Annotated in this window: 15 protein-coding genes and 1 tRNA gene; 7 read left to right on the forward strand and 9 right to left on the reverse strand. The window is 66.6% G+C overall.

The genetic code is table 11. The features are described from left to right. Positions 1-4: 4 nt before the first annotated feature. Genes ACFV4R_RS10535 through ACFV4R_RS10560 form a run of 6 tightly spaced genes read right to left on the reverse strand, consistent with a single transcriptional unit; the run spans position 5 to position 7,511 of the window. On the reverse strand, positions 5-1,744 hold the full coding sequence (locus ACFV4R_RS10535; RefSeq protein WP_377202466.1) for a protein kinase: 1,740 nt from the start codon (positions 1,742-1,744) through the stop codon (positions 5-7). Further along, positions 1,741-3,201: a peptidoglycan D,D-transpeptidase FtsI family protein gene (locus ACFV4R_RS10540; protein ID WP_377202467.1), complete on the reverse strand. Its 1,461-nt coding sequence runs from the start codon at positions 3,199-3,201 to the stop codon at positions 1,741-1,743. Before ACFV4R_RS10540 ends, ACFV4R_RS10535 begins: the two co-directional genes overlap by 4 nt. Beyond that, on the reverse strand, positions 3,198-4,586 hold the full coding sequence (locus ACFV4R_RS10545; protein WP_045731268.1) for an FtsW/RodA/SpoVE family cell cycle protein: 1,389 nt from the start codon (positions 4,584-4,586) through the stop codon (positions 3,198-3,200). Before ACFV4R_RS10545 ends, ACFV4R_RS10540 begins: the two co-directional genes overlap by 4 nt. Next, positions 4,583-6,286, reverse strand: a complete 1,704-nt coding sequence (locus ACFV4R_RS10550) for a PP2C family protein-serine/threonine phosphatase (protein ID WP_377202468.1) — start codon at positions 6,284-6,286, stop codon at positions 4,583-4,585. Before ACFV4R_RS10550 ends, ACFV4R_RS10545 begins: the two co-directional genes overlap by 4 nt. 2 nt (positions 6,287-6,288) lie before the next feature. Continuing rightward, positions 6,289-6,771: an FHA domain-containing protein gene (locus tag ACFV4R_RS10555; protein ID WP_045731270.1), complete on the reverse strand. Its 483-nt coding sequence runs from the start codon at positions 6,769-6,771 to the stop codon at positions 6,289-6,291. Next, positions 6,768-7,511: an FhaA domain-containing protein gene (locus tag ACFV4R_RS10560; RefSeq protein ID WP_377202469.1), complete on the reverse strand. Its 744-nt coding sequence runs from the start codon at positions 7,509-7,511 to the stop codon at positions 6,768-6,770. Before ACFV4R_RS10560 ends, ACFV4R_RS10555 begins: the two co-directional genes overlap by 4 nt. Before the next feature lie 374 nt (positions 7,512-7,885). Between ACFV4R_RS10560 and ACFV4R_RS10565 the strand changes: the two genes are divergently transcribed. Then, a tRNA-Leu gene (locus tag ACFV4R_RS10565) sits at positions 7,886-7,968 on the forward strand. 76 nt (positions 7,969-8,044) lie between these two features. Here ACFV4R_RS10565 and ACFV4R_RS10570 read toward each other — a convergent pair. After that, positions 8,045-8,995 (reverse strand): 2-hydroxyacid dehydrogenase, encoded by a 951-nt coding sequence (locus tag ACFV4R_RS10570; protein WP_377202470.1) that lies wholly within the window; start codon positions 8,993-8,995, stop codon positions 8,045-8,047. 307 nt (positions 8,996-9,302) lie between these two features. Between ACFV4R_RS10570 and ACFV4R_RS10575 the strand changes: the two genes are divergently transcribed. From ACFV4R_RS10575 to ACFV4R_RS10600, 6 genes are read left to right on the forward strand one after another with little or no spacing between them, the layout of a single operon-like run. After that, complete coding sequence (locus ACFV4R_RS10575; RefSeq protein ID WP_377202471.1) at positions 9,303-10,865, forward strand: ABC transporter substrate-binding protein; 1,563 nt, start codon at positions 9,303-9,305, stop codon at positions 10,863-10,865. A gap of 26 nt (positions 10,866-10,891) precedes the next feature. Further along, positions 10,892-11,821, forward strand: coding sequence for an ABC transporter permease (locus ACFV4R_RS10580; RefSeq protein WP_056080190.1), 930 nt, complete (start codon positions 10,892-10,894; stop codon positions 11,819-11,821). Between the two features lie 8 nt (positions 11,822-11,829). Beyond that, positions 11,830-12,837: an ABC transporter permease gene (locus ACFV4R_RS10585; protein WP_377202472.1), complete on the forward strand. Its 1,008-nt coding sequence runs from the start codon at positions 11,830-11,832 to the stop codon at positions 12,835-12,837. Then, positions 12,834-13,967 (forward strand): ABC transporter ATP-binding protein, encoded by a 1,134-nt coding sequence (locus ACFV4R_RS10590; RefSeq protein ID WP_377202473.1) that lies wholly within the window; start codon positions 12,834-12,836, stop codon positions 13,965-13,967. Before ACFV4R_RS10585 ends, ACFV4R_RS10590 begins: the two co-directional genes overlap by 4 nt. Next, complete coding sequence (locus ACFV4R_RS10595) at positions 13,960-15,000, forward strand: ABC transporter ATP-binding protein (protein WP_377202474.1); 1,041 nt, start codon at positions 13,960-13,962, stop codon at positions 14,998-15,000. The genes ACFV4R_RS10590 and ACFV4R_RS10595 overlap by 8 nt, the downstream gene beginning before the upstream one ends. Further along, positions 14,997-15,722 (forward strand): sulfite exporter TauE/SafE family protein, encoded by a 726-nt coding sequence (locus tag ACFV4R_RS10600; RefSeq protein ID WP_377202475.1) that lies wholly within the window; start codon positions 14,997-14,999, stop codon positions 15,720-15,722. The genes ACFV4R_RS10595 and ACFV4R_RS10600 overlap by 4 nt, the downstream gene beginning before the upstream one ends. Here the strand turns inward: ACFV4R_RS10600 and ACFV4R_RS10605 are convergent. Together ACFV4R_RS10605 and ACFV4R_RS10610 are read right to left on the reverse strand one after the other, a co-directional pair. Next, complete coding sequence (locus ACFV4R_RS10605) at positions 15,694-16,722, reverse strand: 2-hydroxyacid dehydrogenase (RefSeq protein WP_377202476.1); 1,029 nt, start codon at positions 16,720-16,722, stop codon at positions 15,694-15,696. The two genes, ACFV4R_RS10600 and ACFV4R_RS10605, sit on opposite strands and share 29 nt — an antisense overlap. Then, a complete protein-coding gene (locus ACFV4R_RS10610; protein WP_377202477.1) occupies positions 16,719-18,020 on the reverse strand; it encodes a glucarate dehydratase family protein in 1,302 nt (433 codons plus the stop codon). Before ACFV4R_RS10610 ends, ACFV4R_RS10605 begins: the two co-directional genes overlap by 4 nt. Positions 18,021-18,032 lie beyond the last annotated feature (12 nt).

Genomic DNA, 18,032 nt, shown 5'->3' on the forward strand with positions numbered 1-18,032 from the left:
CCGTTTACCGTGCGCAGGTGGGCGGGGTGCCCGGCTCCTGGCCGGTGGAACAGGTGGGCAGCGGCAGCTGCGGGGAGGGAGCCGACTGTGCGGTGGACGGGGCCGTCGTGGGCACTGGTGTGGGAGCGGCTGAAGTGGGCGCCGGCGCCGACGGCGGAGCGATGGCGTACGTGACCGTGATGGTTGAACCCGCAGGGACGGGGCCCGTGGGGTTCAAATCCAGGACAGTGCCGGGATCTTCGGTGCTCTCCTGCTGGACGCCGTTAACCACCAACCCCAGCGCAGACAGTTCTGACTGGACCGTCCTGTAGTCCTTGCCCAGGTAGGCATCCGGGATCACGTTCACCGTTTCCTGGGTGGGCGTGGGCGTCGGGGTGGGGGTGTCACGCGTCGGCGTCGGGCTGGGAGGCGGCGTGCTCCTGGTGGGTGTGGCGCTGGTGGTCTTCGGGCTGCTTGAGGTGGCAACCGACGTGGGGCTGTTGGACGGTGAGAACACCCCCATGTTGTTGAGCAGGAAGCCCACCAGTGCGAACAGGACGAGCAGGATCAAGGCGATCAGGGGCCACGTCCACGGGCTGCGGCCCTTGCGCTGCGGCTCATCGGCCGGCTCGTCGTCGTACGTGGTCTCTTCCTGGTGCCAGTTTCGCTCGGCGGCCAGCGCGTTGGCGCGGGCCAGCGGTCCCTGCGGTGCGTTGCCGTCCGCGGCGTCGCCGTCAGCAGCGTTCGCTGCGGCAGCACCGGCAGCGGCTCCGGCGGCCGCGGCTCCCACCACCGGGAGCGCGGAGGTGGCTGTGGGTGAGGAATCCCGCTGCGCACCGATCACGCCGGTGGGTGCAGTGGCTGTGTCCACGGGGGCGGTGATGGGGCCGGTGTCCGGCGCGTCGAAGAGCAGCATGCCGGGTACTGCGGCGCGGGCTGCGCCAACGTCCCCGTTGCGGATGGCCTCAGCCGCCTCGGCGAGCTTGATGGCGTTTGCCGGCCGGTTCTTGGGGTCCTTGGCCAGCATGGACATCAGGAGCGCACGGACCGGTGTAGGCAGGGTCTCCGGCAGGGGCGGCGGTGCGTCATTCACCTGGGCCAGGGCGATCGCAATCTGGGATTCGCCGGAGAAGGGCCGGTGGCCGGTGAGGCACTCGTACCCGATGACGCCGAGGGAGTAGATGTCCGAAGATCCCGTGGCGGTCTGTCCCGTGGCCTGTTCCGGCGCCAGGTACTGGGCGGTGCCCATGACCTGGCCGGTCTGGGTGAGCGGCACCTGGTCGGCCAGGCGGGCGATGCCGAAGTCCGTGACCTTCACGCGTCCGTCCGGCGTGATGAGGAGGTTGCCGGGCTTGATGTCGCGGTGCACCAGGCCCTGGGCATGCGCAACAGAGAGCGCCCGCGCCGTCTGGGCCATGATAGACAGGGTGCGGTCCGGCGACAGCACGTGTTCATGCTCGATGATGCTGCTGAGGGGCTGGCCGGGCACCAGCTCCATGACCAGGTAGGCGGAGCCTTCCTCCTCTCCGTAATCGAAGACGTTGGCGATCCCCACGTGGTTCAGGAGTGCGGTGTGGCGGGCCTCTGCGCGGAACCGCTGCAGGAAGCCCGGGTCCCCGGTGTATTCCTCCTTCAGCACCTTGATCGCGACGATGCGGCCGAGGACGAGGTCCTTTGCTTTCCAGACTTCGCCCATGCCGCCGATCGCGATCCGCGTGGTCAGCTGGAATCTGCCGCCGAGGGTGATTCCGGTTGTAGGCCTCACTTATTCAACACCGCCTCAAAAATTTTCTTCGCGTTCGGACTGGTCAGCTGTGCTCCGGTGGTGATGTCCACGCCCTCCATGACGATGGTGACGCTCACCTGCGGGTTGTTTGCGGGGGCGAATCCGGTGAACCAGGAGTTGTTGGTGCCGTTGCCCAGCTCCGCGGTTCCGGTCTTTCCCGCCACCTGGACGCCCGGGACGCCTGCGCGGTTCGCAATTCCTTCGCTGACCGCGCTGACCATCCAATCGGTGATCTGGTTGGCGATCTCCGGCGTGGTGGAGGTCCGGAGCTGCTCGGGCTGCGGCTCGTCGATGACCCGCAGGTCCGGGGAGCGGAGGGTCTTGATGAGGCTGGGCCGCATCTGCACGCCGTCGTTGGCTATCGCGGACGTCATCATGTTGATCTGCAGCGGGGTGGCCCGGACATCCTTCTGGCCGATTGCTGACTGGGCCAGGCCAGGTGCGTCCAGTTCGTCCGGGAAGCCGTTGCCGCGGGCGTAGCCGAGCTTGAGCTGGTCCCCCAGGTCCTCGCCGAAGCCGAATTTCTGTGCCTGCGAAGCGATGGCGTCACGCCCCAGGTCCAGGGCGATGCTCGCGAAGGGGGTGTTGCAGGACTGCTGCAGGGCAAACGCGAAACTGGCGGTGTCCCTGGTGTAGCAGTTGCCGCCGGCATAGTTGGGAAGCCGGTAGGAGATACCGTCGAAGGGCATTTCGGCCGGGTTGGGCAGGACACTGTCCGCGTTGTACTTCCCGGAGGCAAGGGCCGCCGCCGTGTCCACCAGTTTGTAAACCGAGCCCGGGGCCAACAGCTCACCCGTGGGGCCGCTGACATTCTGGTTCAGGTTGATTCCGGGCACCTTGAGGAACTCGTTGATGCTGGCGCTTTCCGCCTCGGGATCCTGGACGGCCACTTTGTTGGGATCGTAGGACGGCTTCGATGCCATGGCCAGGATGGCACCCGTTTTGGGGTTCGTAACCACGATGGATCCGCGCTGGCCATCAGGAATCAGGCTATAGGCGAGCTGCTGGAGCTGGGGATCGATGGTGAGCTCAACGGAGGCACCCTTGGGCTGGTTTCCGAGGAAGAGCTGCCCTACCCGGTCCAGGAACAGCTGGTCGGAGTCGCCGGTGAGGACTTCACCCATGGCCCGCTCCAGTCCGGTGGCGCCGTAGTTCTGGGAGAAGTACCCCGTCATGCCGGCATACAGTTCCGGCTGCGGGTAGGTGCGCTGGAACTTGCAGGTTTCGGAGCCCGTTTCCACAGACTCGGCCACCGGGGTTCCGCCCACGATGATGGCGCCGCGGTCGCTGCAGTAGTTCTGCAGGATGGCGCGCTGGTTCAGGGGGTTGGCCTTCAGTTCGTCGGCGCCCACCACCTGCACGAAGCTGAGTGCGCCGAAGAGCAGGGCGAACATGGCGACCGCCGCTATCCATGAGTGTCGTATGGCCTGGTTCATGCCTGCTTCACCGCCTCGGTTGGAGTATCAATGCCTGTAGTGTCTGCGCTCTTGGACGGTGGCAGCGGAGTGGTGTCCACCGGGCCGCGGGCTGTGTGCGAAATCAGCAGCAGCAGACCCACGATGATCCAGTTGGCCAGGAGGGAGGATCCGCCGGCCGCCAGGAACGGCGTGGTGAGGCCGGTCAGTGGAATCAGGCGGGTAACGCCGCCGATCACCACAAAGCACTGGAGGGCCACGGCAAACGAGAGGCCGCAGGCAAGGAGCTTGCCGAACGCGTCCCGGGTGCCAAGCGCCGCGCGGAAACCGCGGGTCACCAGCAGCAGGTACATGAGGACGATGGCGAAGATACCGATCAGTCCCAGTTCCTCGCCGAGGGACGCGATGATCATGTCGCTGTTGGCGAAGGGAACCAGGTCCGGACGGCCCTGGCCCAGTCCGGTACCCACCAGGCCGCCGTTGGCCATGCCGAAGAGGCCCTGGATCACCTGCCGGCTGCCGTTTTCGTAGACCTCGGGTGTGAAGGCGTTGATCCAACCGTTGATGCGCTGCTCCACGTGGGAGAACACCCGGGAGGCCACGAAGCCGCCGCCGAGGATCAGGGCCAGGCCGATGACCACCCAGCTGATCCGGCTGGTGGCAACGTAGATCATGACGATGAACAGGCCGAAAAACAGGACCGACGAACCGAGGTCCCGCTGGAAGATCAGCACGCCGATGCTGACCAGCCACGCGGCGATCATCGGTCCCATGTCCTTGAACCGGGGGAACTGCAGGGGGCCGATCTTGCGGCCGGCCAGCAGGATCAGGTCCCGGTTTGAGGAAAGATACCCCGCGAAGAATATGGCCAGGGTGATCTTGGCGACTTCGCCCGGCTGGAACGTCATGGGGCCGAGCCGGATCCACACCCGGGCACCCAGGATTTCCCCGGCGCTGATGCCGGGAACGAGCGGCAGGACCAGCAGCAGGGCGCTGGCGGCCAGGGAAATGAAGGTGAAACGGCGGAGGATCCGGTGGTCCTTGAGGAACCAGATGACGGCGATGGCCACCGCCATGGCGATCAGCGTCCAGCGGAGCTGGTTGTTGCCGGTGTCCGCGCCCGGCGGATCCAGGCGGTGGATCATGGCCAGGCCGAGTCCGTTCAACGCCACTACCAAGGGAAGCATAACCGGATCGGCATACTTTGCGCGGAAGCGCAGGACGCCGTGGAAAGCCAGGGCTGCCACCGCGAGCAGGCTCGACTGGAACCAGAAATCGGAGTCGAAGGCCTTTTCCTTGTCAACGCCAACCATCATGTTGGCGCCGATGCCCACGGCAAGGGCGAGGACCAGCAACGCAAGTTCAACATTGCGGCGCGGCTTCAGGGCGGTGCTGAGCTGGCTCACTTGGCTCCCTCGCAGTTGACGGTGGGGCTCGGCGATGGAGTGGGGCTGCCGGATGCCGGGGCGGCGGACGGTGGAGCCGCTGACGCCGTAGCTGACGGAGCGGGCGTGGTGGGCACAGGGGTGGGCGACGGCGATGCCGTAGCTGCAGGGCACTCCTCTTCAGGCGACGTGGTGCCGGTAAGTTCGAGGTTCTTCACGATCCGCTGCGCGTCGTAGAGGTCGCTGGCGGGGACGGTCTGGCGGACCCGCTGCTGGGAAAACTGGGGGAGCGAATCCATCCGGATATCCGTCACGGTTTCCAGGCTGGAGAGCTGGATGGGGCCAAGCCGCTGGGAAACCCCGTTGAAGATGGCAACACGGGAGTCGGACTCGCCCACGTAGTAGCGGGTCTGGGTCCAGGCATAGCCAAGCCACAGTCCAATACCCAGGACCACCACAACAGCTGCCGCCACGGACCAGGTAATCCAGCGGCGCGGCTTCAGCGGCACCAGCGTTTCATCGTCGTCATTAGCGGCCGGTTCAGCCTTATGCGTGAGAACTGTGGCGGCCCTGCGGGCCACGGTACGTCCGGCGATGGTGGGGATGGAGCCGGACTCGGCGGCGGTTGCCGCGGCGCCCACCAGTTCATGGGGACGCGAGGACAGTTCTTCGCGCAGGACTTCAGCGGACAGGTGCTCCCCGAGGTGGGGATCGGTGGATCCCGGGTCCGGTGTCTTGTCTTCCGAGGGCCCGGAGCCGGGTTCGCTGCCGCCGGACGTCCTGGCATCCGTCGGCAGGGATTTGGCCTCCGGGTCCAGGGCATCCTTTGTGTCGGAGTCCGAGGCTTCCGCGGTCCCCGCCGCTGGTGCGGCAGACGCGGCAGGCGCGTCAGCGGGCTGCGTGGCCCGCGCGGCCGGAATGACGTCGACGGCGGCAGTGCTGACGTCGTCGGGCGTTTCTTCCGCGATCTCGAGCATGATGACCGTGACGTTGTCCGGGGAGCCGGCCTCCAGGGTGAGGTCCACCAGTGTTTCCACGCACTCGCGGAGGTTTGGGGTTTCCTTGACTGTCCGTTCCACGGCGTGGCCGGCGACGTAGTTGAGGCCATCGGAACAGAGGAGCCAGCGGTCACCCGGCCGGGCCTCCAACGTGTCCAGGTCCAGCTCGGGGCTGGCATCCACGTCACCGAGCACGCGCATGAGCACATTCTTGTGCGGATGCGTTTCCGCTTCTTCGGGCTTGAGCCGGCCTTCATCGATAAGCCGCTGGACGAACGTGTGGTCCACGCTGACCTGTTCGAATTCGCCGTCCCGGAGGCGGTAGGCGCGTGAATCGCCGATGTGGGCGAAATGCAGCTGTCCTTCCGCAAGCAGCAGCGCTGTCACGGTGGTGCCCATCCCGGCGAGTTTGGGATTGATATGGACCAGCTCGGAGAGCAGGGAATTTGCTGTCTGGATCTCGTCGGCGAGGATGGTGCCGGCGTCGCCCTCATAGTCCGCGCGGTCCAGGTGGATCATGTCCAGGACTGTGGCGGCGGAGGCGACGTCGCCGCCGGCATGGCCGCCCATGCCGTCCGCTACGACGGCCAGGTGCCGGCCCGCGTAGGCGGAGTCATCATTCTTGGAGCGGATCCGGCCGACGTCGGACCGGGCCGCGTAGCGCATGATGAGGGGCCGCGGCGCGGGCTGGGGCCCGGTTGCGGGGTTTTCGGAAACGGCCACAGCTACGGCCTCAATTCGATGACCGTCTTGCCGATTCTCACAGGTACACCTGGCTCAACGGGCAGGGCACGGGTAAGTTGCTGGTCCGCAAGGTACGTGCCGTTGGTGGATCCAAGGTCTTCGATGAACCAGCGGCTGCCCTGCGGAAACAGCCGCGCATGGCGGCCTGAGGCGTAGTCGTCCTCGAGTACCAGGGTGGCTTCCTGGGCGCGGCCCAGCAGGACCGGGCTGGCGGCCAGCGGAAGCGTGGTTCCCTTCAGGGGTCCCTCTACCACCACCAGTTGCCTGGCCTGCTGCTTCACCGGCTGCGGCGGGGCTTCGGCGAGATCCGGGTTCTTGCGGACCTCACGGGCGGTGGGGGCTCCGGAGGCGGCCTTGCGGCCCACCATCAGGTCCCGGCGCATGGCGGAGACAATGCTGAAGATGAGCACCCACAGGAGCAGCAGGAAGCCGAACCGCAGTGCGGTAATGGTCAGGTCGCTCATGCGTGGCCACCAGGGTTGGCAGGAAGCAGGCGGAAAATGATCTTTGTCCGTCCCATTGTGATGGTGGAGCCGTCGGTAAGTTCAATGCTGCCCGAAACCCGTTGCCCGTTGACGTAGCTTCCGTTCGTGGAGCCCAGGTCCACGGCGCTGGTGGCACCGTTGGACGTGCGGATTTCCAGGTGCCGGCGGGAAACTCCGGTGTCCTCCACGTGGATATCGGCCTCGGATGACCGGCCCAGCACGATGGAGGGGGCGTTCAGTGAGTAGCGCTGGCCGTCGATGTCCAGGACCGGCTGCAGCCTGACAGGCTGGCGGCTGGGAGCGGCCGGCACTGCGGGGCGCGACGGCTGGGCGCTGCCGTTGCCCTTGGACTTTTCGGTGGAGGAAGCGATCTCGAAGTCCCCGGCCCGGAGCTCGGAATCACGCCGGAAGGAAATGCGGACAGATCCCTGCAGCGTGTAGCCCTGGCTGCGGACGTGGTTGATGACGACGTCACAGAGTTCCTCGGCCAGCGGGGTTCCCCATTCCTGGGCCCGCTTGAAGTCGTCGTCGCTGAGCTGGACATCGAAAACATTCGGGGCGAGGGTGCGTCCGGCCGCAACGGTAAGGGCCCTGTGGTCCACTTCCCGGCGCAGCCTGCTGGCGATTTCCACGGGTTCGACCTGCGCTTTTGAGCCGGTGGAGAAGACGCCACGAACGGCCTTTTCGATGCCGCGCTCCACTTTGTCCAGCAGACCCATGGTTCTCCTCCTTTCCCTCCGGCTGAGGGGCAGTTCGCAGTCCGGAACTTCACCCGGCGTTCAGTAGACACTCGCTGGTATGGCTGCACACGGCAGCCACTCCTACATCCGATACTACTGGGATGGCCTGCGAATGACCTTAATCCACAACGGCCCGCCGCTTTCAAAAGTTCGGCCCGCGGCACCTCCGGTCCTTGGCGGAAAGGCCCTGGCGGCGGGTGGCCGGGTTCGGGCAATTGGCGTTCTGCGGCCGGGTCCGGAGGGCTTCCACTGCTCAATTGGTGTTTTGCGGTATGTGTCCGTTATGCTTGATCTCGCTGCTTTTACAAGACTGCGAATCGGGAAACCGGCCGTAGTGGCGTGGAAGAAGTTGCGCGCGAGTGGCGGAACGGCAGACGCGCTGGCTTCAGGTGCCAGTGTCCGAAAGGGCGTGGGGGTTCAAATCCCCCCTCGCGCACGCAATTGAGAAGAGCCCCGATCTGAGGATCGGGGCTCTTCTTGTTTTTAGCCTTGCCCGCTGGTAAATACTGCCGTTACGGGTGCACGGGGGTTACCGCGGAGCCGGTCTCGGCATAGGAGCGCAGGTTGGCCAGGGTCAGGTCTGCCATCGCAGCCCGGGTTTCGTTGGTGCCGCTTCCCAGGTGCGGCAGGAGGACCACGTTGTCCAGCTCCAGCAGGTCCTGAGGAACCTTCGGTTCGTCAACGAAGACGTCCAGGCCCGCTCCTCCCAGCCTGCCGGACAGCAGTGCGTCCACCAGGGCGTCCTGGTCCACTACCGATCCGCGGGCAATGTTGATGAGGTAGCCCCGGGGGCCCAGCGCTTCAATGACTTCCGCATCCACCAGACCCGTCGAACCCGGTCCGCCGGCCGCGGCCACGATGAGTACCTCGCACCCTGCGGCGAGTTCACGCGGTGAGGCCGCGTACCGGTAACCGACGCCGGCTACCGGGTTCCTGCTGTGATAACTGATCTCGCAGTCGAAGCCTTCCAGGCGCCGGGCGATCACTTTGCCGATCCTGCCCAGTCCAAGGATGCCCACCTTGCGGCCGCTGGCTTTGGTGGTCAGCGGGAAGTTGCCCTTGCTGAGCCAGTCACCGCGACGGACGAACCGGTCAGCGGCACTGATTCCGCGCAGGACATCCACGTACAGGGCAATGGCGGTGTCAGCAACGCAGTCATTCAGGACATCCGGGGTGTTGCTGACGATGATGCCGCGCTCGAACGCCTGTGCCACGTCCGTGGTGTCATAGCCGACGCCGAAATTGATGACTGCGCGCAGGTTGGGCAAGGCGCGCATCAGGTCCGTCCCCACCCCGAACTTCCCTGAGGTCACCGCCACGTCGAAGGTGCCGCCGTGCTGGCGGAGGAAATCCGTCCGCTCTTCCGGGGTATCGGGCAGCCGGACCGCTCCGTAGTCGCCGATGATCGTTTCCTGGACGACTGGCATGAGGGGCCCTACTTGGAGGACAGCGATGTTCTTCATATCCAGCACCCTAGGTTTCGGACCCATACAGGTCCAACATGTAAATGGCATGGATCAATGCCCGAACTGTATTGATGGGCCGGCTCCGGCGGAATGGCGCGGATCCCGCGCATCAGTGGTGCGGATCACAACTGCCAAAAGCACCCATCGCCCCCGCAACGGCACCGGTGGCCTGTGCCAAATCCCTTGTGGGCCCCCATCAGCTCAATTAGCTTGAGTCGAGCGCAGCCCCGCCAAGCATCCTTTCGCCGATGCGTCAGACGGTGCCGGGGCACTGCGCACCAAGTTTTCCAACCGGAGGAACCCAATGACGTCTTCTTCAAAGCTTCCCTTCCAGGCCACCGCACTGAGGTGGCCGGCCCTCGCGGCCGTGGCGGTGCTTGGCCTCAGTGCCTGCAGCGTGGCCAACTCGGACAGCGCCGGAGGCGGCGCGGCGGACACCGTTCGCGTAGTGCTGGGCCAGGAACCGCCCACACTCGAGGCCTGTGAGTCCAACCTGACCTCCACCGGCGTTGTGGTTCGCTCCAACGTGACCGAGCCCCTGATTGAACGCAATCCGCAAAGCGGTGAACTCGAACCCAAGCTCGCCACCGAGTGGAAGGCCACCAGCGACAGGGAATGGACCCTGAAACTCCGGGAGGGAGTCAACTTCCAGGACGGAACACCCTTCAACGCCGAGGCGGCAGCCTTCACCATCGACCGGGCGGTGAACTCCAAACTCGGCTGCAACGTTGAGGGCTACGTCTTCGGAGACGCCGACCTTGACGTCAAGGCCGTCGATGCCACCACCCTGACCGTGACAACCCCGGAACCGGACCCCATCCTTCCGTTGAGGCTCTCCTTCCTCGAGGTGGTGCCGACGTCCACCAGCACCACCGAGAAGGTCCGCGAACCCATTGGAACAGGCCCCTACAAGATCGATTCCTGGGACGCCGGCCAGAAAATTTCGCTCAGCAGCTGGGACGGCTACTGGGGCGACAAGCCTGCCTACGCCAAGGCCGAGTACCAGTGGCGCTCCGAAAGCTCGGTGCGTGCCGCCATGATCACCAGCGGTGAAGCTGACATTGCCATGGGACTGAGCCCGGATGACAACATCGGCGACCTCGGCGTTGACTACCCCAACAACGAAACAGTGGCGCTGCGCATGGACGCGAACGAAGCACCGCTCAATGACATCCGGATCCGCCAGGCGGTCAACTACGCCATCGACAAGGAAGGGATCGTCAACTCGCTCTACCAGGGCAAGCACCAGGTGGCTGCGCAGCTGGTCCCCGAAGGCATCGTGGGCCACAACTCCGGGCTGAAGGGCTGGCCGTTCGACCTTGAGAAGGCAAAGTCGCTGGTGGCAGAGGCCAAGGCCGACGGCGTTGACACCTCCAAGCAGATTTCCCTTGTGGTCCGCAGTGCCCAGTTCCCCAAGATCACCGAACTGGCCCAGGTACTCCAGGAACAGCTCAGCCAGGCAGGCCTGAACGTGAAGCTGAAGATGCTCGAAACCAGCCAGCACCTGACCTACCAGGTCCGCCCGTTTGCCGAGGATGAAGGGGCCGTTGCCCTGATGACCCAGCACGGAAACCAGGCCGGCGACGCCGCCTTCACCGTGGACCAGTACATGCTCTCCACCGGGGCCCAGAGCTACTTCGGAACCCCGGAATTCGACGCCATGATCCGGAAGGCGGACGCCGCCTCCGGCGATGCCCGGCAGAAGGCCTTCGAGGAGATTTTCGCCTACCAGAACGACAAGGTGGTCCAGTTCGCACACATCTCGCACCAGACAGGCATCCTGGGCAAGGCCAAGTCCGTCTCCTACACGCCCAACTCGTCCAGCGGTGACGAGCTGCGCATCTCCGAGATGACCCCGGCCAGCTAACCTCCTCTCCCACAGAAAGGACGGCCATGCTGACCTACTTGAGAAAGCGCATCATCTCCAGCGCCCTGCCGCTGGTGGTGGTAGTGGTGGGCGTCTTCGCGCTGGCCAGGATGACCGGCAACCCGGCCAGCCTGTACCTGCCGCTGAACGCCACCCAGCAGATGCGGGACGACTTCACAGCCCGCAACGGACTGGACCAGCCGCTCCTGGTGCAGATGGCCGATTACTTCGGCGGTGTGCTCCGGCTCGACTTCGGGCAGTCCCTGCGGACCGGGCAGGACGCGGCCGCCATGGCGCTGCGTGCCTTCCCGGCCACCCTCCAGCTCGCGGCCACCACCATGGTGCTGGCCGTGGTGCTGGCGGTCATCGTGGGCTGCTGGGCTGCCCTGAAGCCGAACGGTGTTGCGGACAGGATCTCGAGCTTCATCTCCATGGCCGCGGCATCGATCCCGGACTTCTGGCTGGCCATCGTGGGTATCTGGATTTTCGCGATCACCCTGGGCTGGGTCCCCACCTCGGGGGTGTCGGGGGCCAGCGCCTGGGTGCTGCCCATCGCCACTCTGCTCCTGCGGCCGTTTGGTGTGCTGGTGCAGATTGTCCGCGGCTCCATGGTGTCAGCGCTCTCCGAGCCGTACATCAAACTGGCCCGCAGCCGCGGCGCCGGCGAGCTGCGGGTGGTCACCCACCACGCCCTGCGGAACGCCGCAGCGCCGGCCCTGACCGTGGCCGGTGACCTCACCGTGGGCCTCGTCAACGGCGCCGTTGTGGTGGAGACGATCTTCGGCTGGCCGGGTATCGGCAAGCTGATGATCGATTCAATCCTGCAGCGCGACTTCGCCGTGCTGCAGGCGGCGGTGCTGCTGACCGCCGTCGCGATCTTTGCCCTGAACATCCTTATCGACATGGGGTACGCGCTGCTGGATGCGCGCGTCCGTCCCGTGACGGTCAAGGCCTAGGAGGAACCATGACGAGTTCATTGACTGACGGCGCCGCCCCAGAGGGCCAGGAAGAGCGGCAAACGGCCGGCCAGCCGCCCACCAGGAACGCACCGGACCCCCGGGACGGCCAGCCGGGCCTGTTCCGCCTCCTCCTCAAGGACCGTTTCGCCGCTGTCGCCGCCTTTGTGCTGCTGCTGGTTGGCCTGACCGCTCTGGTGGGGCCCGCGCTCATGGGCGACCTCGCCACCAAGCAGAACCTGCTGTTCGCCAACAAGGCGCCGTTCACCATGGCGCACGGCTGGGAGTACTTCCTGGGCAGCGATTCCCTGGGCCGCAGCATGCTGGCGCGCCTGGTGGTGGCCAGCAGGACCACCCTGTCCGTGGCGCTTCCCGCCGTCGCCGTGGCCCTGCTCATCGGCTCGCTGTGGGGCGTCTGGGCCGGTTACCACCGCGGTTGGCGGGAGAACGTCTCCATGCGCGTCGCAGACGTGATCATGAGCTTCCCCTCACTGCTGCTCGCCGTGGTGGTCCTCTACGTCTTCAGCCCCTCCGCAGCCAACATCGTGCTGATCCTGGCGCTGACGCGTATCCCGATCTACCTGCGCACCGCCCGCGCCGAATCGGCCGAACTGCAAAGCCGCACCTTCGTGGACGCTGCCCGGACCTTCGGGGCCAAGCCCAACGCCATCATCTTCCGGCACGTCATCCCGGTGGTGCTGCCCACCCTGCTGACCCTGGCCACCCTGGAATTCTGCTACGTCATGCTGGCCGAATCCTCGCTGAGCTTCCTGGGCATCGGTATCCAGCCGCCGGATGTCAGCTGGGGCCTGATGGTTTCCCAGGGCCGGCAGTACCTGCAGACCGCATGGTGGCTGTCAATCTTCCCGGGCGTGGCCATCGTGGTCACCACCATCGCCGCCAACGTGCTGGCAGCCTGGCTCCGGATCGCCACCGATCCCGCCCAGCGCTGGCGCCTGGCCCTTCCCCGCAAACGGCTGATCGCCCGTATTCCTGCCAAGGAGGCACAGCCGTGAAAACAGCTGCCGACCCATCTACGCTCCAGAACACCCGGGGCCCGGCCGGCGCCCAGGCGCATGACGTGGTCCTGCAGGTCAGCGACCTCGCAGTGGACATCAGGACCCACCGCGGCACCGTCCGGGCCGTCAACAGCGTGGGCTTCGAAGCCCGGGCCGGGGAAACCCTGGCCCTGCTGGGTGAATCAGGCTGCGGAAAGTCCATGACGGCCAAGGCACTGGCGGGCATCATGGACCCGGTCTGTGACCTGGCCGACGGGCAGATCATGCTCAACGGAACTGACCTTGCCGCGCTGACCCCGAAGGAACGGCTGAAGTTTGCCGGACCGGAGCTGGGCATCGTCTTCCAGGACGCGCTGACCGCACTGAACCCCGTATATACGGTGGGCACCCAGCTGGGGGAGGCGTTCCGGATCCACCGGGGCCTGAACGCCAAGCAGGCCCGCGCCGAAGCCATCGACCTGATGAAGCGCGTGGGAATCCCGGAACCCGAGTCGAGGGTCAATTCCTACCCGCACCAGTTCTCCGGCGGCATGCGCCAGCGCATCCTCATCGCCATGGCAGTGGCGCTGAACCCGCGGCTGCTGATCGCCGATGAGCCCACCACCGCCCTGGACGTCACGGTCCAGGCACAGATCATGCAGTTGCTGCGCAAGCTCCGCGAGGAGGGCCAGATGGCCGTCATTCTCATCACCCACGACCTTGCGGTGGTGGCCGAGGAAGCCGATTCAGTGGCCGTGATGTACGCCGGAAACGTGGTGGAGAGCGGGCCGGTGGCCGAGGTCTTCGCCGATCCCCGCCACCCGTACACCAAGGGCCTGCTGGAATCCGTGCCCGTGCACCTGGAACGCGGCGACCAGCTCAAGTCCATCCCGGGCAGCCCGCCGGAGCTCCACGACATCCCGTCCGGCTGCGTCTACCAGTCCCGCTGCCCCATGGTCCAGGACATCTGCCGCGCCGAGCGCCCGGCACTACGCCCGGCAGGCCGCCGTCGTACGCCAAGCGGCGCTGCGACCGGTGCGGGGGACCTGGAACAGGCCACGTCCGCAGGAACCAACGACGGCGGCGCAACAGTCCGTCCCGTGCGCGCGGCCGCGTGCCACTTCAGCGAGGAGATCACCAATGCCTGAACCGCTTCTGAGCATTGAGGGCCTGACCAAGACCTTCCACGTGGCTAAAAGTGCCAGCGGGAACACCCGGCTCAAGGCCCTGGACGGCATCAGCCTCAGCGTGGGCCGCGGGGAAACCCTGGGCCTGGTGGGTGAGTCCGGCTGCGGCAAATCCACCCTGGCGCGGACATTGATGATGCTGGAAACTCCTGATGAAGGGACGGTCAGCTTCGAGGGCACCAACCCGTTCGGCCTCAAAGGCAAGGAACTGCTGGCATGGCGCCGGCGGGTCCAGATGGTCTTCCAGGACCCTTTCGCATCGCTCAACGCCCGGATGAGCGCAGGCGACATCATCGCCGAGCCCTGGGCCACCCACCGGAGCCTCTACCCCACGTCCCGGGAGCGGGATGAACGGGTGAAGGAACTGCTGCAGATGGTGGGGCTGCGGGCCTCCGACGCCCGGAAGTCGCCGCAGGAGTTCTCCGGCGGGCAGCGCCAGCGCATCGGCATCGCCCGGGCGCTTGCCCTGAAGCCGGACGTGATCATCCTGGACGAGCCGGTATCCGCGCTGGACCTGTCCGTCCAGGCCCAGGTCCTCAACCTGCTCAACGAGCTCCAGAAGGAACTGGGCGTCTCCTATATCTTCATCTCCCACGACCTCACTGTGGTCCGGCACGTCGCCGACCGGGTGGCAGTCATGTACCTGGGCAGGATCATCGAAACAGGGGAGACGGAAGAGGTCTTCGACCATCCCCGGCACCCCTACACCGCGGCGCTGATGTCCGCCTCGCCCAAGCTCGACGTCACCGGCGCCAAGCGGGACCGGATTGTCCTCCAGGGCGAGCTGCCCTCCCCGCTGGATCCGCCGTCGGGATGCCGTTTCCGCACCCGGTGCTGGAAGGCCCAGGACATTTGTGCCGAGGTGGCCCCGGAGCCGCAGGTCCTGACAGCCCCGGACGGCCGAAGGCACCTGGCCGAATGCCACTTCCCGCTCGACACCATCAAGGGCCTCACCGGCGCCGCGGCCGCAGCGGAAACCGCCAACGCCTTGTGACCGGCGCCGAATACGCCATCATCGCCGGAGCCATCTTCCTGGCAGCCTGCCTGCAGGCCTCCAGCGGCTTCGGCATGGGCATGCTGGCGGCGCCGGTGATTGCCATTATCGATCCGGAGCTGTTGCCTGCCACCCTGATCCTGCTCGCCCTGCTGGTCACCGTCATGGTGACGGTGACCGAGCGGCAAAGCCTGGACCTGCGCGGTACGGGCTGGGCGCTGGCGGGCAGGGTGCCGGGCAGCGTGGTTGGCGCGTGGCTGGTGGCGGCCTCCTCTAAGGAAGGGATGGCCTGGGTGGTGGTGGCAGTGGTGCTCGCCGGCCTGGTCCTCGCGGGCCGTGGCTGGGCACCGCGGCCACGGCGGACCAACCTGGTGGTGGCGGGGGCCGCTTCAGGCATCATGGGCACCGCCACATCCATCGGCGGCCCACCCATGGCATTGATCTGGCAGGGCCATGAGGGGCCGCGGCTGCGCGGCACCATGAGTGCCTTTTTCATGGTGGGATCGGCTATTTCCATGGGCATGCTGTGGCTGGCGGGCACCGTCACCCAGCACATGCTGGTCCTGGCCCTGTGGATGGTTCCGGCGGTGATCGCCGGGTATGCGGCATCCCGCTACGTCAACCGGTTCCTCAGCCCGGCGCGGCTGAAGAAGCTCGCCTTTGCCGCGTCCGCCCTGGGGAGCGCACTGCTGGTCACCCAGCTGGTACTGGGCTCGTCCTGACAACATTGTGCAGCGGCATTCCGCTGGCCAGCCGTCCGATGTTGGCTGCGATGTCCCGGGCCCGGCGGTCGAACGTCACCCGCGCATGGCCCGAGTGGTGCGGCGTGAGGACAGTGTTGTCCAGTTCCGTGAACGGCCACTCGGCCGGTGGAACCACGCCCTCGGCAGGCGTACCCCACCATACGTCCAGGCCGGCGCCGGCGATCCGCCGCTCCGAGAGGGCGGCGTAAAGTGCTGCCTGGTCCACCACGGCGCCGCGCGCCACGTTGACCAGGATTGCGGAGGGCTTCATCGCGCCCAGCTCCGCAGCGCCGATCAGGCCGCGGGTGTCCTCCGCCAGGGGTACCGTGACCACCACGACGTCGGAACCGGCCAGGAGGGCCGGAAGGTCGGCGTTGCCGCCTACTTGGTCCAGCTGTACCCCGGCGGGCAGCGGTGCAGTGGGGTTGTGGCGAACGGCCCGGACCTTCATCCCCATGGCAGCGGCAACCCGCGCCACTTCCGCACCAATGGAGCCCAGCCCCACCACGCCGAGCACCAGGTCGCTGAGCACGGGATGGAATGGAACGTCCGGGGCGGTGGCGATGGTCCGCCACTGGCCGTTCCGCACCTCGCGGTCTGCCCGGACCACGTTCCGGGACAACATCAGGGTGACCATCAGGACATGCTCCGCGATGGGCCGGGCATGGTGGAAGGTGTTGGCCACCGCCGCCCCGGGAGCCAGGTGCGGAAAGGAAATCTTGTCGTAGCCGGCGCCGGTCACATGGACCAGCCGGACGTTGCCCGCGGCTTCCGCTTCAGACGGGGGAAGGGCGGAACAGACGACGACGTCGGCGCCGGCAAGTGCGGCGGCCCGCCTTTCCGGAGACCAAGCCGCAGCCATGTCCCAGTGGTGTGCGCCGCCGTCGGACCTTAACGCCTCCGCAAACCGGCTGATGATGGGATCGGTGACCACGATCCGCAGGGATTGGATACTGTCCGGTTCCGCCGGTGCGCTCACCAGCGGGGGCTCTGCAGCTGGTAGGAGGGGTGCAGGCGCTGCATGTACCCGGTATCGTCACGGCTCCGCAGCCCGCAGTCCAGATACTGGCGGTGCAGGCGCTCCAGGGCGTCGCGGTCCACCGTGATGCCGAGGCCCGGTGCGGTGGGGACCCCCACCGCACCGTCCGTGAACCGGAGGACGCCGCCCTCGATGACGTCCTCCTCCGGGTCTTTCCAGGGCCAGTGCGTATCGCAGGCGTAGTCGAGGTTGGGGGTGGCCGCAGCAAGGTGGACCATGGCGGCCAGGCTGATGCCGAGGTGGGAGTTGGAGTGCATCGACAGGCCCAGCCCAAAGGTTTCGGTGATCCCGGCAAGGAACTGGCTGCGGCGCAGCCCGCCCCAGAAATGGTGGTCGGAGAGAATGACGTCCACGGCGCCGGCCGCGACGGCGGGGGCCACGTCCGCGAAGCTGACAACGCACATGTTGGTGGCCAGCGGCATGCCCACTTCCCGGCGGACTGCTGCCATGCCCTCGATCCCCGTGGTGGGGTCCTCCAGGTACTCCAGGACGCCGTCCAGTTCCTTCCCCACCCGGATGGAGGTCTCCACGGTCCAGGCGGCGTTGGGGTCGATGCGCAGCGGCAGGTCCGGGAACTCCGCGCGGAGGGCATGGATGGCGGCGATTTCTTCCTCGGGCGGGAAGACGCCGGCCTTCAGCTTCAGGGCGCCGAAGCCGTAGCCGTCCACCATGGTGCGCGCCTGCCGGACGATGCCTTCCCGGTCCAGCGCGGCACCCCACCGGTCCGCTTCCTGGCCGGGATGCCCGGCCCATTTGTAGAACAGGTAACCGCTGAACGGCACGGATTCCCGGACCGCCCCGCCCAGCAGGTCGCTAACGGGACGGCCCAGGAGCTTTCCCTGGATATCCAGCGCCGCGACGTCGATGGCGGACAGGACGCGGTCCGCCGTGCTGGACCCGGTGACCATGCCGCTCATGCCGTGGCCGCCCTCGATGGTGTCCACGCGGAGGGCCTGGGCGATGCGGCCGCGGAGGGTGTTGATGTTGAAGACGTCCACGCCCGCCAGTGATGCGGCTGCCAGCTGCAACCGGACCAGGTGTCCGGCGTCGCCGTAGGTTTCGCCGAAGCCCGAGACGCCAGAGTCCGTGAGGACCTCGATGATGGCGCGCAGGGCGAAGGGTTCATGGACGCCGACTGTATTGAGGAGTGGCGGGTCCTTGAACGCGACGGGAGTGATGGTCACGCCGGTGATGCGGACCTGGCCGAGGTGCTGGGCGGGATCGGGGGTAGTGGTCACAGCGCTGTGCTC

Origin of the sequence: Pseudarthrobacter sp. NPDC059871 (genome assembly GCF_042731175.1) — a bacterium.
Classification (GTDB): domain Bacteria; phylum Actinomycetota; class Actinomycetes; order Actinomycetales; family Micrococcaceae; genus Arthrobacter.